18 protein-coding genes are annotated in these 20,919 nt (G+C 63.1%); 9 read left to right on the top strand and 9 right to left on the bottom strand.

What is annotated here, in order from left to right; all coding sequences use genetic code 11:
* Window positions 1-16 precede the first annotated feature (16 nt).
* The 3 genes from E1809_RS19375 (at window position 17) to E1809_RS19365 (ending at window position 5,762) form a co-directional block, all read left to right on the top strand.
* Window positions 17-2,914: a DEAD/DEAH box helicase gene (locus E1809_RS19375; protein ID WP_133205875.1), complete on the top strand. Its 2,898-nt coding sequence runs from the start codon at window positions 17-19 to the stop codon at window positions 2,912-2,914.
* A gap of 31 nt (window positions 2,915-2,945) precedes the next feature.
* Window positions 2,946-4,607, top strand: coding sequence for an amidohydrolase (locus E1809_RS19370; RefSeq protein WP_133205874.1), 1,662 nt, complete (start codon window positions 2,946-2,948; stop codon window positions 4,605-4,607).
* A gap of 408 nt (window positions 4,608-5,015) precedes the next feature.
* A complete protein-coding gene (locus tag E1809_RS19365) occupies window positions 5,016-5,762 on the top strand; it encodes a polyprenol monophosphomannose synthase (RefSeq protein WP_133205873.1) in 747 nt (248 codons plus the stop codon).
* A gap of 101 nt (window positions 5,763-5,863) precedes the next feature.
* On the opposite strand, the gene E1809_RS19360 is transcribed toward E1809_RS19365, so the two are convergent.
* From E1809_RS19360 to E1809_RS19345, 4 genes are all read right to left on the bottom strand, one after another.
* A complete protein-coding gene (locus E1809_RS19360) occupies window positions 5,864-6,211 on the bottom strand; it encodes an RNA polymerase-binding protein RbpA (protein ID WP_133205872.1) in 348 nt (115 codons plus the stop codon).
* A 265-nt stretch (window positions 6,212-6,476) separates the two neighbouring features.
* Window positions 6,477-7,529 (bottom strand): SPFH domain-containing protein, encoded by a 1,053-nt coding sequence (locus E1809_RS19355; RefSeq protein WP_235835690.1) that lies wholly within the window; start codon window positions 7,527-7,529, stop codon window positions 6,477-6,479.
* Window positions 7,530-7,628: 99 nt separating this feature from the next.
* The gene (locus tag E1809_RS19350; RefSeq protein WP_133205871.1) at window positions 7,629-8,090 is read right to left on the bottom strand and encodes an NfeD family protein; all 462 of its coding nucleotides are present in this window, start codon (window positions 8,088-8,090) and stop codon (window positions 7,629-7,631) included.
* A gap of 106 nt (window positions 8,091-8,196) precedes the next feature.
* Complete coding sequence (locus E1809_RS19345) at window positions 8,197-9,051, bottom strand: methyltransferase domain-containing protein (RefSeq protein WP_133205870.1); 855 nt, start codon at window positions 9,049-9,051, stop codon at window positions 8,197-8,199.
* 68 nt (window positions 9,052-9,119) lie between these two features.
* On the opposite strand from E1809_RS19345, the gene E1809_RS19340 reads away from it, so the two are divergent.
* Window positions 9,120-11,141: a S9 family peptidase gene (locus E1809_RS19340; protein WP_133205869.1), complete on the top strand. Its 2,022-nt coding sequence runs from the start codon at window positions 9,120-9,122 to the stop codon at window positions 11,139-11,141.
* 28 nt (window positions 11,142-11,169) lie between these two features.
* Here E1809_RS19340 and E1809_RS19335 read toward each other — a convergent pair whose 3' ends face one another.
* The 4 genes from E1809_RS19335 to E1809_RS19320 form a co-directional block, all read right to left on the bottom strand.
* Window positions 11,170-11,847, bottom strand: a complete 678-nt coding sequence (locus tag E1809_RS19335) for a peptide deformylase (RefSeq protein ID WP_133205868.1) — start codon at window positions 11,845-11,847, stop codon at window positions 11,170-11,172.
* A gap of 81 nt (window positions 11,848-11,928) precedes the next feature.
* Window positions 11,929-13,071 (bottom strand): FAD-dependent oxidoreductase, encoded by a 1,143-nt coding sequence (locus tag E1809_RS19330; protein ID WP_133205867.1) that lies wholly within the window; start codon window positions 13,069-13,071, stop codon window positions 11,929-11,931.
* Window positions 13,064-13,792: a class I SAM-dependent methyltransferase gene (locus tag E1809_RS19325; RefSeq protein ID WP_133205939.1), complete on the bottom strand. Its 729-nt coding sequence runs from the start codon at window positions 13,790-13,792 to the stop codon at window positions 13,064-13,066. Before E1809_RS19325 ends, E1809_RS19330 begins: the two co-directional genes overlap by 8 nt.
* A complete protein-coding gene (locus E1809_RS19320; RefSeq protein WP_133205866.1) occupies window positions 13,792-14,928 on the bottom strand; it encodes a type III polyketide synthase in 1,137 nt (378 codons plus the stop codon). The genes E1809_RS19325 and E1809_RS19320 overlap by 1 nt, the downstream gene beginning before the upstream one ends.
* Window positions 14,929-15,099: 171 nt before the next feature.
* On the opposite strand from E1809_RS19320, the gene E1809_RS19315 reads away from it, so the two are divergent.
* The 5 genes from E1809_RS19315 to E1809_RS26815 all read left to right on the top strand — a co-directional run bounded on the left by E1809_RS19315 (window position 15,100) and on the right by E1809_RS26815 (window position 19,927).
* Window positions 15,100-15,564: a phage tail protein gene (locus E1809_RS19315; RefSeq protein WP_133205865.1), complete on the top strand. Its 465-nt coding sequence runs from the start codon at window positions 15,100-15,102 to the stop codon at window positions 15,562-15,564.
* Between the two features lie 290 nt (window positions 15,565-15,854).
* Window positions 15,855-16,535: an IclR family transcriptional regulator gene (locus E1809_RS19310; RefSeq protein WP_133205864.1), complete on the top strand. Its 681-nt coding sequence runs from the start codon at window positions 15,855-15,857 to the stop codon at window positions 16,533-16,535.
* 183 nt (window positions 16,536-16,718) lie between these two features.
* Complete coding sequence (locus E1809_RS19305; protein ID WP_133205863.1) at window positions 16,719-18,191, top strand: aromatic amino acid ammonia-lyase; 1,473 nt, start codon at window positions 16,719-16,721, stop codon at window positions 18,189-18,191.
* An 83-nt stretch (window positions 18,192-18,274) separates the two neighbouring features.
* Entirely contained in the window at window positions 18,275-19,501 is a 1,227-nt protein-coding gene (locus tag E1809_RS19300; RefSeq protein ID WP_205754260.1) for an MFS transporter, read from the top strand.
* 279 nt (window positions 19,502-19,780) lie between these two features.
* Window positions 19,781-19,927 carry a hypothetical protein gene (locus E1809_RS26815; protein ID WP_165962399.1) on the top strand — a complete coding sequence of 49 codons (147 nt, stop codon included), beginning with the start codon at window positions 19,781-19,783 and terminating at the stop codon, window positions 19,925-19,927.
* 206 nt (window positions 19,928-20,133) lie between these two features.
* On the opposite strand, the gene E1809_RS19295 is transcribed toward E1809_RS26815, so the two are convergent.
* Window positions 20,134-20,919 (bottom strand): DUF5134 domain-containing protein (locus E1809_RS19295; protein WP_133205861.1); only part of this gene is annotated, 786 nt, incomplete at its 5' end.

Genomic DNA, 20,919 nt, shown 5'->3' with positions numbered 1-20,919 from the left:
CCACTAGGCTTGAAGCATGTCTTCCAATTCCGGGGCACTCTCGCCCTCAGAAGCGTTCCAAGCCGCAGCGGAGCGGAGTGCCGAAGCCAAAACGTACCTCGGCACTTTCGTCCGGTCCCTGGAGTTCGAGCTTGACGATTTCCAGCGTGAGGCCTGCCGCTCCCTCCAGGAAGGCAAGGGAGTGCTGGTCGCGGCACCTACAGGTGCCGGGAAGACGATCGTCGGCGAGTTCGCCATCTACCTTGCGCTCGAACGGGGCTTGAAGGCTTTCTACACCACGCCGATCAAGGCGTTGAGCAACCAGAAGTTCTCCGAGCTGTCCGCGAAGTACGGTGCTTCGAACGTAGGGTTGCTGACCGGGGATACAACGATCAACGGTGAAGCGCCCGTGGTGGTGATGACCACCGAAGTCCTGCGGAACATGCTCTACGCTGACTCGGATACACTCGGCGACCTCGGCTACGTGGTGATGGACGAGGTGCACTACCTCGCGGACCGGTTCCGTGGTGCTGTGTGGGAAGAAGTCATCATCCACTTGCCCAGCGAGGTCCAAGTGGTTTCCCTCAGCGCTACTGTCTCGAACGCCGAGGAGTTTGGTGCCTGGCTGGACACCGTGCGCGGGCACACTGACGTCATCGTTTCAGAGCACCGCCCAGTTCCCTTGTGGCAGCACGTCATGGTCGGCCGTGAAATCGTGGACCTCTTTGCCGGGGACACGAGCTTTGACGAGATCGCGCCCGGCGCCCCGGAGCCTGGTTCAAGCGTGCCGGTGGTGTCCGCCGGGAAGGACCGGAGTTCTCGCCAGAAGGAATTCGAGGTCAACCCCGAATTGTTGTCCATGGCCAGGGCGGAGAGCCAAATGAACTCCCGGGCCCGGTACGGACACGGCGGCCGCAACCGCCGCGGGCAGGACCGGCAGCGCAATTCCGGTTCCGGGGAACAGCGCAGTCCCGTGCGGAAGGCCAGCCGTCCCCAGATCATCGCCAGCCTGGACCGGCAAGGACTCCTCCCCGCAATCACCTTCATCTTTTCCCGCGCTGGTTGCGACGGCGCGGTGGCGCAGTGTGCCGCTGCGGGCCTATGGCTCACCACCGAGCGTGAACAGCGGATCATCGCCTCGAGGGTGGACGAGGCAAGCCGCGAGATTCCGGCAGACGACCTCGACGTGCTGGGCTTCTGGAGTTGGCGCGACGGCCTCCTTCGAGGCCTCGCCGCCCACCACGCCGGTCTCTTGCCTACCTTCAAGGAAGTGGTCGAGAACCTCTTCGCCGATGGCTTGGTGAAGGCCGTGTTCGCCACGGAGACCCTCGCGCTTGGGGTCAACATGCCGGCTCGGTGCGTTGTCTTGGAGAAGCTCGACAAGTTCAACGGCGAGGCCCACGTGAACATCACTGCGGGGGAGTACACCCAGCTGACGGGCCGCGCGGGCAGGCGTGGAATCGACGTCGAAGGCCATGCCGTGGTCTTGTGGCAACCGGGAACCGATCCGACCGCCGTAGCCGGCCTGGCGTCCAGGCGGACCTATCCGCTGAATTCAAGCTTCCGGCCCACGTACAACATGAGCATCAACCTGATAGCCCAATTCGGCCGGACGCGGGCGCGCCAGATCCTGGAATCCTCGTTCGCCCAGTTCCAGGCTGACCGTTCCGTGGTGGGCTTGGCCCGGCAAGTCCGCAGTCGCGAGGAATCGTTGGCGGGATACGCGGAATCCATGAAGTGCCACCTCGGCGACTTCACTGAATACGCCAAGCTCCGCCGCGATCTCAGCGATGCCGAGCAAATGGCTTCCAGGAGCACATCCCGGGCGCGCAAATCCCTCACCGTCGACTCGCTCGCACGGCTCATGCCGGGGGACATCGTCAAGGTCAGCGGCGGACGGACGCCGGGTTACGCCGTCGTACTCAATGGCGATTCAAACTCGCGTGAACCGCGCCCGGCGGTGCTCTCCGAAGACAACCAGATGCACAGGATCGGCGTGTATGAGGTCGAAGGACCGGTCGCTCCGGTGTCATGGGTGCGCATCCCGAAGTCATTCAACGCCAAGCTGCCAAAGTCCCGCCGGGACCTCGCCTCAGCCATGCGGAATGCCGTGCGCGAGGGCCGCCCGCCCGCGCGCGGGTCCAGCCGGAACGAGGACTTCGGCCGTGCCCAATATCTGCCGGATCAGGAAAAGAGGATCGCCGACCTGCGGAGGGCCTTGCGTGCCCACCCCTGCCATGGTTGCAGCGAACGCGAAGACCATGCCCGGTGGGCCGAACGCTGGTGGAAACTCCGGCATGAAACCGATGGCCTCGCACGGCAGATCCAAGGACGCACCAATACGATCGCGAAGACCTTCGACCGCGTATGCGACGTCCTCGCCGGCTACGGTTACATCCAGGCGTCCGACGGCGGCAACGTCACCATCAGTGCGGACGGCCAGCGCCTTCGGCGCATCTACGGCGAGAAGGACCTCCTGATTTCCCAAGCCATTCGGCAAGGAGCCATCAAGGACCTCGACGCCGCGGAGCTTGCCGCGCTAGCGAGCACGATGGTTTACCAAGCCAAGCGGGACGACCGCGGCCTGCGTCCAAAGATGCCGTCTGTTTCACTCGAGACCGCGGTGGACATTGTGGTCCAGGAGTGGTCCGTCCTGGAAGACATCGAAGACAAAAACCGCCTTCCCCTCACGGCGGAGCCCGAGCTCGGGTTGGTGTGGCCGATCTTCAAATGGGCCAAGGGCCGCCACCTCCAGGAGGTCCTGAGCGGAACCGACCTCGCAGCGGGCGATTTTGTGCGCTGGGCGAAGCAAGTGATTGATTTGCTGGACCAGATGGCCAAGATTCCCGGGCTCGAACGGCGCCTGGCCAAAATCTGCCGTGAGGCGATCGACCTCGTCCGGCGCGGCGTCGTGGCCTATTCCAACGTCGCCTGATCCATTCCAGCTTCCACCTAGGAGTAATTCCATGACCCTTCCAGGCCTTCCCGCCGACATGCCTCAGCGCAAGGTCACGATGTACCGAAACGGCTCCGTCTATACCGCAGCGGATCCGTTCGCGACCGCCATGCTGGTGGACGGCGACACGGTCGCATGGGTTGGTTCGGAGCAGGCCGCGAGCTCGATCGCCGATTCCTCGATGGACATCATCGACCTCCGCGGCGCATTGCTCGCCCCCGGATTCGTCGATTCCCATGTGCACCTCAGCGAGACGGGGATTGCGGCTGATTCTTTGCAACTGGCCGAGGTGCGTTCCGCCCGTGAGCTGCTTGACGCCGTCGCCCGCGCCGCCGCAGCCGTTGGCGCCGAAGGAACGGTGCTCGGGAACGGTTGGGACGAATCACTGTGGGACGATGCGACCCTGCCCACGCAGGATGAACTCGAACGCGCCGCAGGTGGCCGCAAGGTGTACCTCGCGCGCGTCGACGCCCATTCCGGCCTGGTGTCGTCGTCGCTCGCGACCGCGGCGGGCATCGTGGGGATGGACGGGTACGACGGCGGAGCGAGGGTCCTGCGGGCCGCCCACAACGCGTCGCGCCTGGCGGCCCGGCAGATGCCCCAAGGCGAGCGTCGACGCTATCAGGAACTCGCCCTCCGTGAGGCAGCGGCGAATGGTTATGTCGCTCTGGCCGAAATGGCGGCCCCACACCTGTGCAGCATCGATGACCTACGGCTCTCGGCAACATGGAATTCGGGGCCGGAGGCACTGCCTGAGGTCTTGCCGTACTGGGGCGAGCTGGCTTCATCGGCCGAGCACGCAGCGGAGATCCTCGGACGCCTGGGAGTTCCCGTCCTCGGCCTGGCCGGGGACCTGAACATCGACGGCTCCATCGGATCCAGGACGGCGGCTCTCAGCGAGGACTACGCGGATGCGCCTGGTGAGCGCGGCGGGCTGTACTTGTCAGCGGATGAAGCAGCGCGCCATATTGCGGCTTGTTCGACGCTCGGCATCCAAGCCGGCTTCCATGTGATTGGCGACGCCGGACTGAAGGCTGCATTGGACGCCTTGGACCAGGCCGCCGCGGAAGTGGGTGAGCAACGCGTTCGTGCCGCCGGGCATCGCCTCGAGCACGTTGAGATGGCGGACGCCGAGGATCGCGCCCGGCTTGCCAAATACTCGATCACGGTGAGCGCGCAGCCTGCCTTCGACGCCGCCTGGGGTGGAGCGGGCAAGCTCTACGAGCAACGGCTGGGCTCCCGGAGCACCACCATGAATCCCTTCGCTTCCTACTATTCGGAGGGCGTACCGGTGTGCTTTGGAAGCGATAGCCCCGTGACCCCCCTGCGGCCTTGGTCAAGCGTCAGGGCCTGCTTGGAGCACAGCAACCCTGCGCAACGCATTTCAGCACGTGCCGCTTTCCTCGGCCACACGCGTGCAGGATGGCGGGCCAGCAGGCAGCAGAACCCGCTCCTGGGGCAATTGGTTCCGGGCGCACCGGCGAGTTTTGCCGTGTGGGAGGTCGAAGAACTCATGGTCCAGGTGGCCGATGACAGGGTGCAGTCCTGGTCCACGGATCCGCGTGCGCGGACGCCCCTTTTGCCCGCGCTCGACAGGGGGAGCGATCCCGTGTGCTTGCAGACTGTTCGGGAGGGCCGAGAGCTCTTCGCCAGCGGTGCATTGCGGTCATAGACAAAAATAACCGCTCGCCTTGAAGGCCGCTTGACCTGCGATTTCGGGAGAATCCGCAGGTCAGGGCACGGTTGACAGGAGTTGTAAAGCCCGTAGCATTTAGGCTCAACAGGCTGCCACAGCTAGTACCCGGTTGTCTGGCCGCGGTTTCCCGAACCGCGGCACTCGTAGTGGGCAGGTCCGCCGCGCAGCAGAAAACGGTTCGGTCCCGGGATGGAACGGGGATCGGCACTGGACCTGGGCCGGTGGACCTGCCCGCGGCCACGAGTCGCCGAGTGCGCTTGTGGCCGGCGCCACACGCGCGCGGGATGGTCGAAAAAGTCACCCTATAATGGAGAGTTGCGCCTGAATGCCAGCCTCGCTGCTTCTCCGGCTCACCGACCGCTTCCCTTAAGGAAAGGCCTCTTCTTGCGTGTCCTGACGATCATCCCCACGTACAACGAGCTGGAATCGCTGCCCAAGACGCTCGGACGCCTGCGCGCGGCCGTGCCCGCTTCGGATGTCCTGGTTGTCGACGACAACAGCCCTGACGGCACGGGACAACTCGCCGACGGCATTGCAGCCGAGGATAGCCAGGTCCATGTCCTGCACCGCAAGGGCAAGGAGGGCCTCGGGGCCGCGTACATCGCCGGGTTCAAGTGGGGCATGGCGGCCGGCTATGACGTCCTCGTGGAGATGGATGCAGATGGTTCGCACCAGCCCGAGCAGTTGCCGCTGTTGCTCGAAGCAATCACCGACGGCGCCGATCTCGCGATGGGTTCGCGCTGGGTTCCCGGTGGCGGCACGGTGAACTGGCCCCTGTACCGGCAGGCGATTTCCCGGACGGGAAGCACCTACTCGCGGATCATGCTTGGCATGAAGGTCAAGGACATCACAGGCGGTTACCGGGCCTTCCGGCGGAGCACGCTTGAAGCGCTGAACCTCGATGCCGTGGAGTCCGTGGGATACGGCTTCCAGGTGGATCTGGCGTGGCGCGTCGCCAAGCTCGGATTGACGATCGTGGAACGTCCCATTACGTTCGTGGAGCGCGAACTCGGCGCTTCCAAAATGAGCGGCAACATCGTCGTTGAGGCCATGATCAACGTCACCAAATGGGGCCTGGCCGCGCGCTGGGAAAAGCTGACCGGGAAGAAGAAGTCCGCGGTCTCGAAGTAGGGCGTCCTCGGAAAGCCCACAGCACTGGATTTGATAAAAGACAAGGTCCGCACCCTGATCGGGTGCGGACCTTGTCTTTGTTTTATGCGTCGAATTCGCGATTAGGCCGAGCGGCGCTCTCCGCGGCGTTCACGCAGGATGTTCAAGCGGTCTTCGAGGATCTGCTCCAGCTCGGGGAGGCTGCGGCGCTCGAGGAGCATGTCCCAGTGCGTGCGCACGGCTTTCTCGCTGTTGTCCACCGGGCGTTCACCGTCAACCAAAAGCGCTTCCTTGCCGGTTTTCGAAACCCAGACAGGGGGAATTTCGGCTTCGGAAGAGAATGTCACGAAGACCTGCTCCCCGTCGGCGCAACGGTATTCAACCCGCTGACGAGGTGCCGGCTCCACACCGGATTCGGTTTCCATGCTCTGGGCGCCAAGACGCATGCCCCGCAGGCTGCGATCGCTCATGATTACTCCCTCTATCTGTCCGCGGAGCCAGGCTCCACGCTAGCCGGACGTCGTCTGGACGCCGCCCGGGCTACTGTATGCACACGTTGCATCAATAGATGAAACGCCTGACCAAGCGTAAATGTTCCGCCCGGACTGAACCGGCCGGACAAATACACCATTATACGCGGAGGCAAGGTAAGAGGACAAAAAGGAGGCGTGTGCGGGGTTTGTTAGTGGACAAAGGAAGGGATCGGCCGCAGCCGATCCCTTCCTGACATCCTTGCTATTCGCCCTGCTGGCTGGCTTGAGCGGGAGGCGATTCAGCGTGCCTCGAAGTCGACGTCGCGGTTGCTGATGCTCCCGAGGTCACCGGAACAGCGGCAGGTGATTCTGTCAGCCCAGCCGAGGACTTGCCAGCGCCACCGAACAGGTCCGCAACTCCCGTTCCGCCCTCGACACCGCCCAACGCACCTCCGATTCCCTTGAGGGCTTCACCAACTTCGCTCGGGATGATCCACAGCTTGTTGGACGTTCCCTCCGCGATCTTCGGCAGGGTCTGCAGGTATTGGTAGGCCAGGAGCTTCTGGTCTGGATTCCCCTTATGGATGGCGTCGAACACCTTCTGGATGGCCTGCGCTTCACCGTCGGCCCGGAGGATGGCGGCTTTCGCGTCACCTTCGGCGGCAAGGATGGCAGCCTGTCGCTGGCCTTCCGCGGTGAGGATCTGGGACTGTTTGGTGCCTTCGGCGGTCAAGATTGCAGCGCGCCGGTCACGTTCGGCCCGCATCTGCTTTTCCATCGAGTCCTGGATCGAGTGGGGCGGGTCGATTGCCTTGAGCTCCACCCGGGAAACGCGTATGCCCCAGCGTCCGGTGGCTTCGTCCAAGACGCCGCGGAGTTGCCCGTTGATTTGGTCGCGCGAGGTGAGTGCTTCTTCCAGGTTGAGGCCACCCACCACGTTACGAAGGGTAGTGGTGGTCAACTGCTCGACGGCCTGGATGTAGTTGGCGATCTCGTACGTCGCTGCGCGCGGATCCGTGACCTGGAAGTAGACCACGGTGTCGATGGACACCACCAGGTTGTCTTCGGTGATCACCGGTTGCGGCGGGAAGGAAACAACCTGCTCGCGAAGATCCAAGAGCGGCAGCAGCCGGTCGACAAAGGGGATCAGGATGGTCAGTCCGGGATTGAGCGTGCGCTGGTACTTGCCCAGGCGCTCCACGACGCCGGCGCGTGCTTGCGGGATGATCCTGATCGAGCGGACCAATACAATAACCACGAATATGACGAGAACGAGCAGCACGATCGCTGCTGCGGATCCTCCCAAGCTATCCATACATCTCCTTCATTCCCCAACTAATCATGTGATGTTGTCTTTGGAGCGAAACCGCCTGTTCGCGGTATTCGCACGGTTCGGAAAGCTATCGCGCGGGACTCAGCGCGGGCTGTTTTCGGCAAGTGAGGTGACTACCGCCGTCGCACCTTCAATCTTGGCGACCTGGACTGTCTCGCCCGCGGCGATGACGACGCCCGCGCTGCGGGCGCTCCATACGTCTCCACCGATCTTGACGAGGCCGGCCGTGGCGCTGACCGGTTCCATCACCAGTGCCGGCTGGCCGATCAGGCGATCCACGTTGGTGCGCTGTTCGGCCGGCCCTTTGCGGAGGTGCCTCAACGCGATGGGACGGACAAAAGCGATCATGAGCAGGGATACGATGCAGAAAACCACCACCTGCAGCCACAGGTCCGCGCCCGCGAGGTCGGCGACAACGGCAGCCAAAGCGCCGCCGCCAAGCATGATGAAGAAGAGGCCCAGCGTCAGCATCTCAATTACGGCGAACGCCAGGAAGACCGTGAGCCATAAGGCCCACCAGTTGCTGCCAAGCCATTCGAACATCGTTCCCCCTGTTCCGGACCTGCAGCGCCAGCCGGTCCGATCCGGACTGCATCGGCAAGATCACAGGTGCCTGTTTCTCCATCCTAGCCCGGCGCGGCGCTTCCCGTTAGGCGCCTTGTCCGCGCCCCCGGAAGGCGGTGACAGTGAACTTCGCGGTGGCTTGGACGGGCCCCTCCCCGTCCATTGAGGCGAGCAATGTTGAACGGTCCAGGTGGTGTCCGGCCGGGCCCATGAAGGCGGCATCGGCGACGTCGCGCGCACCGAGCATCAACTCGATGTCGAGGCCGTGGGATTCCTCCTGCACGAAGAACTCCCGCATTGACTCACTCAAGCGTTCGTCCTTCCCGGACTCGATTGCCAGCATTCCCGTCCGCCCTGCGATCTCGGCAAGGTGGCCCGGCCGCGGGGTCACCACGATCACGCGACCGGCGGGACGGAGCACGCGGGCAAATTCCGCGGGATGGCGCGGGGCGAAAACCACGGTGACGACGTCCACCGAATGCCCGGCGAGGGGGAGCGGACGCCAGATGTCCCAGACGAGGTTGATTGCCTCGGGGTTCAGTCGGGCTGCCCTGCGAAGGGCGAATTTCGAAATGTCGATGCCAATTGCCGCAGCAGGGGCGAGGTCCAGCACTGCGCGCAGGTAATGGCCGGTACCCGTGCCCGAATCCAGGATGGTTGCGCCTGGATGCTCCAATGCCGGTGCGGATAGCTTCGCGAGGGCGTCGGCCAAGGGCTTGTAGTGGCCGGCGCCCAGGAAGTCGCTCCGCGCGGCGACCATCTCGGCCGTGTCGGCTTCGAATACCGTTCCCTTTCCCGTCAGGAAGTTGAAATAGCCTTGCTTGGCGGCATCGAAGCTGTGGCCGGAGGTGCATTTCAGCGAAAGATGAGCCGTACCGACTACGTCGAACGAGCCTTGGCAGACGGGGCATCGCAGGCAAGTGACGGCGTCGGAAAGCATATGGACAATCCTACGGTGGGCGGAGTGGCGCCCGCCGCCGTGGAAGGTCGGCAGCTAGGCTCACGAACGTGAAAGCCGATCAGCTACCCCTCCTGAAATCTGTCTCCGCGCCAGCCGCCCACCCCTCCGGCACGCGCGCAGTTGTCTCCGTTACCCGCCCCGACTTCGCCGCGGACTCGTACGTAGGCCAACTTTGGAGCGTCGACTTCGACCCCGCGGTTCCGCCCAGACGGATCACCCGCGGCTTCCGGGACACCTCCCCGCGGTTTTCGCCGGACGGCAAGGTATTGGCGTTCCTTCGTTCGCTCCCGGACGGCAAGCCCCAGTTGCATATCGTGGAAGCGGACGGCGGTGAGCCGCAGGCGGTGACGGACCAAAAGCTGGGGGTCTCGGAGTTTTCGTGGGCCCCCGATTCGCTTCGCATTGTCTTTTCGGCCCGCGTTCCGGACGACGGCCGTTACGGGACCACCGACGGCGTCGGCGCTGGAAGCGAAGACGCGCGGCTCGTGACGGACAACCAGTACAGGCTCAACGGACTCGGGTACACGGCGGACAAGCCCGCGCAGCTGTTCGTGGTCGAGATTCCCGATCCGGGGTCCGAGCCGCCAGTGGCACCGGTGGGCCGGGCTGCGAAGGACGCCGGTTCCGATGCGCCGGGCTTGCTGCCGGTGGCCGCGCAGCTGACATTCGGCAGTTCGGACCACGCTGTTCCGTCCTTTAGCCGGGACGGTGCGAGCGTGTACTTCATCGCGGCCCTCCATGAAGGGCACGACGCCGATATCGCCTCCGGGATGTATCGCGTCCCGGCGACTGGCGGCGAGCCGGTCGCGGTACGGCCGGGCTCGTCGGCTCAATCAGTCCACGACGTTTGCGAATCCGACGACGGCGAACATCTGTTCTTTACCGCGCAGGACCTCGGCGACGACGGCCTGGATTTTGTTGCGAGGAACACCGGACTCTACGTGATGCCGGCCCGGGGCGGCCAGGCCAAGTTGCTCAGTGATGTCGAGAACCAGGATTTCTCCGCCGGTCGCCTTGAGCGTTCCGGGCCTGACGGGGTTCTTGCGTTCAACACCAAGCGCGGCGGCGTTGAACTGATCAAGTGGACGGCCGACGGCGGTACCGAGGTCCTCGTCGACAGGTCACGGGTGGTTTTGGGCGCGTCAGGCGGAGGGGACGCGATGGCTGTCACCGTGGGCGATGCGCTAAGTCCGGGAGAACTCGGGGTCCTGGAACCCGAAGGACTGCGTTTGCTCACTGGCTTCGGCAAGGAGCTTCGCGACGAATCAGCAATATTTGAGCCGAAGGAACTCACCGCCGCCGGGGCCGACGGATACCCCGTGCACGGTTGGGTGGTCCTTCCCGAAGGCCACGGTCCGCACCCGGTCCTCCTCAGCATCCACGGCGGTCCGTTCGCACAGTACACCGGAGCTTTCTTCGATGAAGCCCAGGTTTACGCCGAGGCGGGCTACGCCGTCGTGATGTGCAACCCACGCGGATCCGCCGGGTATGGACAGGCACACGGGGGAGCCATCAAGGAAAAGATGGGCACCGTGGACATGGCGGATGTGCTGACATTCCTTGACCGTGCGTTGGAAGCCTTTCCTGTCATGGACCGGGACGCCGTGGGCATTATGGGAGGCTCTTACGGTGGCTACTTGACTGCTTGGGTCATCGCGCACGAGCACCGGTTTAGGGCTGCCATTGTGGAGCGGGGATTCCTCGATCCCGTGAGCTTCACCGGGTCCTCGGACATTGGCTGGTTCTTCGGTGGCCAATACACGGGCGGCTCGGCGGAGCAAATGATTGCCCAGAGTCCCATGGCCAACGTGGGGAACGTCCGGACGCCAACCTTGGTGATCCACAGCGAAAACGACCTTCGCTGCCCTGTCGAACAGGGGCAGCGCTATTTCGCCGCGCTCAAAGCGCAAGGCGTCGAAACGGCGTTGGTCCTCTTTCCCGGCGAGGACCACGAGTTGTCACGTTCGGGGACGCCGCACCACCGGAAGCAAAGGTTCGAGCACGTTCTTTCCTGGTGGGCCAAGCATCTGCCGTCTGCGGCCAATCCGGCCCCCGAGGACGGGGTTTAGGCGGAACTGCCGGCCGGGCCGGGTTCCGTCAGGAGTCGAGGAAGCCGAGTCCGTGGCGCGCTTCCTCGATTCCCGGATATGCCCAATTCGTCCTGTATTCGCCGTCGTTTGACAGCGAGCGCAGCTCGGCCCGGTCCAAGTAAATGCCGCCGTGCAAGTGGTCGGTCTCGTGTTGGACTATCCTGGCTTGCCACCCGGTGAACTCCTCGGCAGCTGTGCTTCCGTCGGGACGCTGGTAGCTCAGGCGGACATCCCTGTGGCGTGTCACAACGGCCTGGAATCCACGCATGGACAGGCAGCCTTCATAGAACGACGCCGTCGATGGGCTGGTGGGTTCGTACGTGGGATTCAGGATCGGGAAAAAGCCGAGCGGCGTGCGCTGGCGGGCTTCGGAGGCGATCGGATCGACGTCGAAGCGGTCTTCCAAAACGGCCAGCTGCAGCGGAATTCCCAATTGCGGGGCAGCCAGGCCGACGCCCGGAGCGGCATGCATGACGTCCCGCATCCTCTCGATGAGCTGGACGAGTTCCGTGTCGTCGATCTGGCCATCGAAACGTGCTGCGTGCTGCCGAATTACTGGATGGCCGACCTGCACGATGGCGGGGAGGCCTTCTGTTGCCAGGATCTGCTGTATGACGTCGCGGATTTGCGACGCCGTGAAAGGCGTCTCCGGGCCGACGGGCAAGGGGCGGGTCGCGAACTCCATGGCTTGAGCATAGTTCGCTTTGTACTGCAGCCGTTCAATGCGGCCCGGGTCCTGATGAGGCGGCCGCTGCGTTTCCCGCGGCTAATGCATGGTGAATCGTTTGGCCACCAATTCCGAGAAGACCGGCAAGGTGATGGCGCGGCCGATCATCGCGTTCCGCGCATTGAGCACTTTAGGGTGCAAAGGCCTGCCCAACGCCATGTTCACGCTGGCCTGCCAGATCGCCTTCTTCGCAGCTCTTTGCCGGGACCGTTCGAATTGCGCAAGTTCGGCGGGGACGGGCCGGTTTGCGGAGGTTCGCAGGGCGGTGCTGACAAGCGGAGCGAGGGCGGCAGCGTCCAACCAGCCCAAGTTCATTCCCTGGCCGCCGATCGGGCTGATTTCGTGGGCTGCGTCCCCGATCAAAGCGATCCGGCCGTGGACCATGCGGGAAACCAGGCGCGAGGTGACACCAAATGCACTGATCATGGTGTTGCTCGATGAATCGACCGCGTGGGCCGTCCGATTCCGGATCAGGGCAGCAAGCTTGGCGGGGGTTGGTTCCGGGCAGGACGTGCCAAGGCGGACTACCCAGCGCCTGATGCCGCCCGGCAGCGGGAAGGATTCCACGATCCCTCCGGGTTCGAGGAAGAGGACAGCGATGTCGCCGAACCTGGACTCATCGCGGTAATCTCCCATGACGTAGTAGTCGGGATAGGTCCGCAAACGTGGTTCGAGTCCGAGTCCTCCGCGCAACGCTGAATGCACTCCGTCGGCGGCGACGACGAAGCGGCTCCGAAACTCCACTGGAGCGTCCCGGAACCGGCCCCGCAAACGCAACGTGCCGCCGTCGTCGGCTACTTCCTCAACGTGCACGCCGCGGTGGAGTGCCAGCGGGCCAAGCTCGGCGACCCTCGACTCGAGGGCTTGGATGGTGAGGTACTGCGGCACGGAAAGGATGAACGGGTATTCGGAAGCCGGGCGGGCAAAATCCATGTCCGCCACCTTGCGGCCTCCGCTGTAAGCGGCCCCGCGCGTAATGCGGACTCCCGAGGAAACCAAGGGGGCGGCGACGCCGACGGAGTCGAGTGCCGCCAAGGCCGGCGGATGGATGCCGATCGCCCTTGTTTGGCGGGCCGGTGAGGTATGTCGTTCGAGGACCGCTACCCGGTGGCCTTCGCTCAGCAGGAGGGCCGCCATGTACAGGCCGACGGGACCGGCTCCAACCACTACCACGTCAAACATCGGGGGCCTCACGGACGCGGTAGACCAGGATGTTGTGCCACGAACCGGAGCGTTCCACTGTCCAGGACGGGGGAGCGGCGGCTTGGAGTTCCGCCGTGGTGTAGCTGCGCTTGATGGAGGTTAGCCCGTCGCTGTGGATGTACGAACCGAACCCGAGCGGCCAGAACGCGGCCCAGAACAGCGCGTACGCAATGCGGCTGCGCTTGAGGTCGTTGTGTAAGGCCAGGCGTCCGCACAGTTGTTCGGTATCACCAAGGAGTGCGTCGAGTTGCTGGGGGGTCAAATGGTGCAGGACGTGGTTGGAGATGACGATATCGAAGCGCAGCCCTTCCGAGACGAGCTGAGAACTGAGCGCCTGGCGGAACGTTACTCCCTCGACCGGAGGTGCCGAGCTTGCGAACTGGAAGGCGCGCTCATCGGGATCGATTGCCGTGATCTCCAGGCGGAATCCATCCTTGGCGGCTCGGCGAGCCAGGTTTCGTGCGATGTCACCGCCACCGCACCCGATGTCGAGCACGGTGGCGGATTCCGACGTCGTGAGCAGCGGCCTGATGTGCGACGCGTACGTGCCCTTCCAGCCTGAAACCACCGCGTTGACAAGGTGGAACCGCGCGTAGCTCCGGTTGAGGCGCCCGGGCTCGCAGTCCGGGCGGTCCATGTCCTCGACGGCGAGCGCGTCGCGCTCCCGGAGGAAGCCGCCGAACCCGGGAAACCCGACCATCACAAGGAAGGGGAGATCCTGGTGAAGAGCCCCGTCTCCACTGTGAGTCCCGGGCCGAATGCCATGGAGCAAATGGGTTCTTCGCGTTCCACCGGGGTTTGTTCGAGAATGTGCTTCAAGACGAAGAGCACCGTTGCACTGCTCATGTTTCCGAAATGCCGTAGGACCTCCCGGGCGGGGAGCATTTGTTCTTCCCTGAGGCCGAGTTTCGACTCCACTTTGTCCAGGATGCTCCGGCCGCCGGGATGGATGGCCCAGTGGGTGATGTCCTGGTACGGACGTCCGGCGAATGCGGGAGCCCGGGCGAGCAACGGCTCCAGTGCGCCGGTGATGTGCTCTTCAATGATGTGAGGTACGTATGTTCCGAGCACCATTTCGAAGCCTTCGTCTCCGATGTTCCAGGCCATGGCTTCTTCGCCCACCGGGGTCAGGACGGTCTCGAAATGGTCCAGCCTGATCGCTGGGTCCGGTCCTTCCGGCTCACGGGACGTGACTACGGCGGCCGCCGCGCCGTCCGCGAAGATGGCCGAACCCATGATGGTGTCCGGATCATTCGAGGTGCGTACGTGCAGTGAGCAAAGTTCCGCGCAAATCACCAGGACGACTGCTGATGGATCGGCCTGGCAGAATTGCCGGGCCGCGCGCAGCGCCGGGAACGCCGCGTAGCAACCCATGAAACCGAGGTGGTACCGCTGGACTGCGGGGCTGAGGCCCAACGCCCTGACCACTTTGTAGTCGGGACCCGGGTTGAAGAACCCGGTGCAGGAAACGGTGATGACGTGGGTGATGTCGAGCAGGTCGATATCCGGGCACTTGCCGATGGCAGCCTTTGCGGCTTCGATGAACAACTTGGTGGCTTCAACGGCGAAAATCTCGTTGCGGACTTTGGTGCTGGGGCTCAAGACCTGCCCGGTATGGGGGTCGAAGAAGGCGGGATTTTCGACCTTGCTGTCCAGGGTCAGCTCGGCTACGGCGGTGAAGCGTGTGTCGATGGCCGCAGAGTCGAAGCAGGTCCTGACAAGCCGTGAGCCGAGCCGGGTCAGGCCTGGCTGAGAGGCGAAAACGTCGCGCGCCTCGGGTTGGACAAGGACGGTGGGCGGTACGGCAGTTTCCAGGGACCTCACGTAAACCGGCATGCTTCATTCTTGGCGACGAAGGTGGCGTTGACAATGGCGGCGGACGGATTCCGTGCAGATTCCAAGCGCTGTTGACGGGCGCCGGAACAGAGTGCCTGGGTCTCGTCATTCGGGGCGTAGCGTAACGTCTACCTTGCGACGACGTCGGAAGAATAATGACCAGGAGGGTACATGAGTTACGCCGTTGACTTCACGAACGTGTCCACCATTGGCTTGGAGTCTTCTCCAGTTGCGGAGGCGCTGGCCGGGTTGCGAGCCAATGAAGCGCGTTACTTCAAGAACAAGTACGACCACGTCTTTACCGTGGAACCCGCGAAAGAGGCTCCGGAGACGGTCGATTGGGTGACACGGATCCTGTCCGAGGAGCGCGACATCGTCATAGCCTCCCCTCCGCTCGAGGCTACCGCGTTCGAGGTCGAAGGGATCCGGATGGCGTACCTCTTCTACGAATCCGGTCTGTCAATCAACGTGATGTATGGCATCGAAGACGGCGGGAAGCGCGCAGTGGGATTCAAGCTTTCCCAAGGCATGGAGGTTCCCGGGGAATTGGCGTCAAGCTTCAAGTTCGCCCGGCAAAAGTCGAAGCTCGCAGGGGAGATCCGCGGATCCTACTTTGTGATCAAGGGTCAGTACTGATCCAGGGGTAGGCTGCCGCCAGCCCGACGCCGAACGGCGAGCCGGGGAGGCACCGAACCGAACGCTTCCTGCAGTTTTACGGCGGGGGACCGGCGATGGCCGGAGTCCTCCGCCGTCGGCATTTAAGTGCTGGAGCCGCCCCTGGTTCGCACCCGACGTCGCCCGTGCCTTCGTTCCCGCAGGGCTAGCATTGTCACTAGATGGCAACCATATTTTACTTAATGGAACGCCTCTGTGATACTTGACACACACTTGATAGCAATCAGTCGGTCAGGACGAGAGGAACCAGCATGGGCGAGACATCCACCCGCACAGTAGACCGGGCAATCGACCTGCTCGCGGTTGTTTGCGACACCAGGGGGATGACGCTCGCCGATTGCGCCCGGGCCACGGACTTGTCGGCGAGCACGGCTTTGCGATTGCTTCGCACGCTGGAGGCAAAGGGCTTCGTCCAAAAGACGGAGGAAGGCCTCTACAGCCCGGGACGCCGGATCATGCAGCTCGGTGCCGCGGCGCTAAGCGAGGAATCGCTGATCGATTACTGCAAAGCCGATATGGAAGCGCTCGTCAGTGACACGGGCGAATCCACCTACCTTAGTGTGCCTGGATTTCGCGAGACCGCGATCTATATCAGCATTATCGAAGGCACCCATTCCGTGCGCCATACAAGTTGGGTCGGGCGGACCATCCCGCTGGCCGGCACGGCTGCGGGCGAGGCGCTTGTTGGACGCGTCGCGCCCGGAGCCTATGTGGTTGTCGAAAAGGGCGTCGAAGCAGATGTGACTGCTATCGCAGCGCCTGTTTTGTCCGGTCGCCGCGTGGTGGCCGCACTGAGCCTTGTCATCCCCAGCTACCGGCTCAATGAAGTCCTGGTTGCCCGGTACGGCGAATTGCTTGCAGCCACCGCCGGGAGCCTTTCTTCCGGGCTGTCCCACGAACCCGGCGTCCCGACGGCGGCCCTCTCCTCATGATGTTCGGCTGACTTTCGGTGCCCGATGGGTGCGAACCCTGCCGGGCGACCGCATTTCGGCGGGTGGCGCGCCAGTGGTCCGATCCTTTGGGTCCGCCGACGGATCGATCCCTACTAATACCTGATCAATCAATACAGGCTTCGACGCAACGACGCTCGAAGCGAACCAAGGACGGTTGGTGAAATGACTAGTCAGCAGAGCCTCGCCAAGAGTGCCACCATGCTGGGCGGCCCGGAGTTGAGTTGCAAGCAACTCGTGGAGCTCGCGAGGACCCGCGGCGACATACAGGTCGATGGCGTTGGTGCCGGCCGCGTCGCACAATCCTGGGCTGCGCTCAACAACGCAGCCGAAACACGGCCTGTATACGGCCGCACTACGGGCGTAGGTGCGAATAGAAGCATCCGTGTCGAGGGTCCCCGGGGGGACAAGGACGTCAACCTTCTTCGAAGCCATGCGACCGGATCCGGCCCGCGGCTTTCGGCAACCGAGGTCCGCGCAGGGATCCTCGTGAGGCTGAACCAGTTACTGAGGGGCGGCGCCGGCATGCACCCGGACATAACACAGGCACTCGCAGAAGTCCTCAACACAGGAAACCTTCCCGTTGTTCATTCCTATGGCTCGATCGGTACTGGCGACTTGAGCGCCTTTGGAGAAATAGCCGTGGGACTCATGGGGGAAGCCGAACTGGACAATGGACACGCCGAGTCCACCTGGTGGCCGCATGAAGGAGACGCGCTACCCTTCATTTCGACCAATGCCATGACGATCGCGCGGGCATGCTTGGTCGCAGAGCGGCTGAATGAATGGTTGACAGCCTACGAGGCCATCGCAGCGACGTCCCTGCTCGCCGTGCGCGGGTCCCTCGAAGCATATTCGCCGGAGGTCGGCAGGGCTCGTCCACACGCGGGACAGGTTGCCGTTGCCCGGGACATGCGCGCTTTGTTGTCAGGGCACGCTTGGGACGGGCAACGGGTCCAGGACTCCTACGGTTTCCGCGCGATGCCGCAGGTAGCGGGCGCACTAAAACACGCGCTGGAGCTGTTGACCGGGATATTGGACACAGAATTGAATGCTGCTGCCGAAAATCCGCTCGTCAGCGTTGAGGGCCGGGATGTGTTCCATAATGCGAACTTCCATACCGTCGAACTGGCGTTGGCCTTGGACCACACGAAACTTGCCCTGTCCAGTGTGGCCCACCTCTCGTTGGCCCGGCTGAATGATCTTTCCAACCCGGAGATGACAGGCCTTGATACCTTCCTCGCAGCCGGCGAGCCCGGCAGCAGCGGGACCATGCTCCTTGAATACAACGCCGCGGCGGCACTGGCGAGGCTCCGTTCATCCGCCCAACCGGCAACGCTGGGATCGGTGGTCATTTCGCGCGGAACCGAGGACCATGCGAGCTTCTCCACGCAGGCCGTCGAACAGCTGGAAGCATCCTTCGAGGCCGCGACGGTAGTCCTCGCTTGTGAACTGTTGGCCGCCACGCGCGCTGTGCTCCTCCAAGGCAGGCCACCAATACCGGGGACGCCCTTGGGAGATCAGTTCGAACGAGCCCGGCTGTTGCTGGCAATCGAAGATCCAAAGGACCGATCGCTCGGCGGAGACCTTGAACGCGCCATACAGCACATCAACTTGTTGACGGGATCGGAGGACTAACCATGTCGACTACCAGGACAAACAAGCTATATCCGAATCTCGACGAAGTCCCCCTCAACCGATTCCACCTCAAAGTCACAGCTATGACTTTTGGGGCGAACTTCTCCGACGGCTATGCTCTGGGCATCATCAGCGGAGTCCTGCCTGCGATTTCGACCCAGATGCACCTGGACGGTTTTTGGCAGGGCATGCTTGCCAGTTCCGCCCTGATCGGACTCTTCTTCGGCAGCCTCTGCCTGGGCCGTGTTGGCGACATCATTGGCAGGCAGCGCGTCTACGTTCTGAACTTCGCGCTCATTGCCGCCGCCTCCCTCGCGCAGTTCTGGTCACCCAACGTTGAAATCCTCTTCGTGCTTCGACTCCTCATTGGATTCGGGCTCGGCGCCGACTATGCCGTGGGGCCGACCCTACTATCCGAATTTGCGCCGAGGCGCCATCGCGGGCTGATGCTCGCGTCCCTCACCGTCCTGTGGACTGTGGGCTATGTCATCGCCAATATCCTGAGCACCTACGCCAATAGTGACCCCGAGGCATGGAAATGGTTGCTGGCCAGTGGATTCATCCCGGCCGTCGTCGTCTTGATCGTGCGGATCGGAACTCCGGAATCGCCGGGCTGGCTGATCAGCAAGGGCCGTGTTGATGAAGCACGGGAAATCGTCCGCAAGCACCTGAAAGTGGAGCTCAATCCGGAGGAGTTCGAGGTCAGTTCCGGCTCGGGGAGCTACCGCGAACTCTTCAGCAAGAAAATGTGGCGGAGGACCGCCTTCGGCTCCTTGTTCTACAGCGCGCAGGTCTTGCCGTACTTCGCCATTTACACGTTTGTGCCGACGATCCTGGGCCAGTTGAAGATTGACGATGCCGACCTGCAGAATCTGGTCATCAACCTCTTCCTGCTGGCAGGCGGTGTGGTGGGCCTATGGTTCGTCCAAAAGCTGCCGCGGCGGGCATTTACCATCTGGACCTTCCTCATCCTCGCAGTATCCCTCGCAGCGCTTGGCGCCATGGCAGACCTGCCGGCCCTGTTCATCATGGTGCCGTTCGCCATCTACACCTTCGTGATGTCCGGAGCCTCCAACATCACGCAGGTCTACCCGCCTGAATTGTTCCCCACGGAAGTCCGTGCCTCAGGGGTAGGCCTGGTCAATGCGATCAGCCGGATCGCCTCCGCAATCGGAACCTTCTTCCTTCCCTTGAGCCTGGACGCTTGGGGGATTCCAGTATCGATGTTCTGGCTTGCAGGCGTCCTCTTGCTCGGACTACTCGTAACGGTAGTTTGGGCTCCGGAAACCAAACGGGAACAGTTGGTCTAGGTATCGGTTCAGGGAGCGGCGGGAGCCAGGACCGAGGCTGGAAAAATATTTCAGAAACATTTCAGGCAGGTTTCCGGCATGTTAACTCAATTGGGAAAATAGCCCACGCAATTTCTCAAGGAATTTTGTATAATGGACTCGATTTGGCGTACGGACGGACGTACTTTTGAAAGTGAAAAGAATGCAGGCAGCCGGAATCAAAGCGTCGGGCTTCGAGGCGAAGTGACGCAAGGGTTGGGGCCCTGATGATGCAAATGCCGAGTGAGAAAGAAAACGGCCATGACACGTGAAGAAGCCTTCGCAAAGTGCGGCGCCGACTCGTATGTCGAGTTTTACGGTGGTCGATGGATCGTTGTGCCTTTCGCACACGAAGAACAGCCCCTGTTCTTCGTGTGCTCGCCCCGTGCGCTTCGCAGCGCTCTCTGATTCCGAACTCCAGATCCGCTACATTTCGTCCCAAACCGCGACGCAGCCAGCCCGCCATGCAGGCGGGCTGGCTGCGTACTTTTAACAACCGGGCTCCTACGTGTCAATGTCTGGATGCGTTCTTCCTCAACGAAATGACCCTGTGTGAAAAGCTCGGCCAGCCTCGCTCTGTCCGTGCGGGCAGCGTTGGGGTCCTCAGGTTTTGTTCAGCTGGTCATGGTGGCGATGGCGAACATGAGGGCCATGGTGGCGGCGCCGGTGGCTTCGAGGGCGTGTTTGGTGCGGTTGTTGTGTTTGTTGTGGTGTGTGCCGTGGCCGGTAGTGGGTTGGCGGCGGAGGAGCAGGGTGGTGAAGGTGATTGCTGCGGTGCCGAAGAGGATGGCCAGGATCAGGGCGGGGGCGCTTTGATGGGCGAAGAGCGCGGTGAGCGGGTTGGCTGTGCTTGTTGCCGCTGCTGGTGTGGTGGTGTGGTGGTTCATGGGCATGGAGCCCATGTCCATGCCTCCCATGTTCATCTGAGGCATGCCCGTGGTTCCGATTCCTGTGCCGGTGGCGGTCTGGCTGGTGGGGGTGTTCATCATGGTGAGCATGAGGGCGGCGGCGGCCATGGTCGCGGCGTGGTAGGCGCAGGTGATCCGGCCCTGGGTGCCGGTGCAGAGGAGTTTGTATTCGGGGCGGGCGATGGCCTGGAGCGTGAACCAGAGCGCGGCGGCGGCGAGGACGCCGATCTGGGCCAGGAGCGCGGCCGGGGCGAGGTTCCAGATCATCGCGGCCATGGCGGCATGCATGAGGGCGTGCAGGGCTTCGTTGATGCGGTCCGTGGCCTGGCGGGCCCGGGCGGCGAGGTAGAGGTGGTAGGCGCCGGCGGCGGACAGCACGGCCGTGAGGGCCCAGGAGACTGCGGGGATTTCGAACACAAGGATCACGCCCTCACTAGGGAACAAAAAGTTTGTGGCTGGAATGGACTCGGTCCCCGGCGCTGCTTCGGGGCA

It is taken from the genome of Arthrobacter terricola, assembly GCF_004354015.1.
GTDB lineage: Bacteria > Actinomycetota > Actinomycetes > Actinomycetales > Micrococcaceae > Arthrobacter > Arthrobacter terricola.
The sequence above is the reverse complement of the archived record's forward strand: the minus strand, read 5'-3'. Positions and strand labels throughout refer to the sequence as shown.

Excerpts from the sequence above, each read along its gene's own strand:
- E1809_RS19315 (WP_133205865.1), top strand. The coding sequence starts at position 15,100 with ATGAGTTACGCCGTTGACTTCACGAACGTGTCCACCATTGGCTTGGAG.
- E1809_RS19325 (WP_133205939.1), bottom strand. The coding sequence starts at position 13,792 with ATGGTCGGGTTTCCCGGGTTCGGCGGCTTCCTCCGGGAGCGCGACGCG.
- E1809_RS19300 (WP_205754260.1), top strand. The coding sequence starts at position 18,275 with ATGACTTTTGGGGCGAACTTCTCCGACGGCTATGCTCTGGGCATCATC.
- E1809_RS19335 (WP_133205868.1), bottom strand. The coding sequence starts at position 11,847 with ATGGAGTTCGCGACCCGCCCCTTGCCCGTCGGCCCGGAGACGCCTTTC.
- E1809_RS19375 (WP_133205875.1), top strand. The coding sequence starts at position 17 with ATGTCTTCCAATTCCGGGGCACTCTCGCCCTCAGAAGCGTTCCAAGCC.
- E1809_RS19360 (WP_133205872.1), bottom strand. The coding sequence starts at position 6,211 with ATGAGCGATCGCAGCCTGCGGGGCATGCGTCTTGGCGCCCAGAGCATG.
- E1809_RS19320 (WP_133205866.1), bottom strand. The coding sequence starts at position 14,928 with ATGCCGGTTTACGTGAGGTCCCTGGAAACTGCCGTACCGCCCACCGTC.
- E1809_RS19370 (WP_133205874.1), top strand. The coding sequence starts at position 2,946 with ATGACCCTTCCAGGCCTTCCCGCCGACATGCCTCAGCGCAAGGTCACG.
- E1809_RS19305 (WP_133205863.1), top strand. The coding sequence starts at position 16,719 with ATGACTAGTCAGCAGAGCCTCGCCAAGAGTGCCACCATGCTGGGCGGC.
- E1809_RS19355 (WP_235835690.1), bottom strand. The coding sequence starts at position 7,529 with ATGGATAGCTTGGGAGGATCCGCAGCAGCGATCGTGCTGCTCGTTCTC.
- E1809_RS19330 (WP_133205867.1), bottom strand. The coding sequence starts at position 13,071 with ATGTTTGACGTGGTAGTGGTTGGAGCCGGTCCCGTCGGCCTGTACATG.
- E1809_RS26815 (WP_165962399.1), top strand. The coding sequence starts at position 19,781 with ATGACACGTGAAGAAGCCTTCGCAAAGTGCGGCGCCGACTCGTATGTC.
- E1809_RS19350 (WP_133205871.1), bottom strand. The coding sequence starts at position 8,090 with ATGTTCGAATGGCTTGGCAGCAACTGGTGGGCCTTATGGCTCACGGTC.
- E1809_RS19310 (WP_133205864.1), top strand. The coding sequence starts at position 15,855 with ATGGGCGAGACATCCACCCGCACAGTAGACCGGGCAATCGACCTGCTC.
- E1809_RS19345 (WP_133205870.1), bottom strand. The coding sequence starts at position 9,051 with ATGCTTTCCGACGCCGTCACTTGCCTGCGATGCCCCGTCTGCCAAGGC.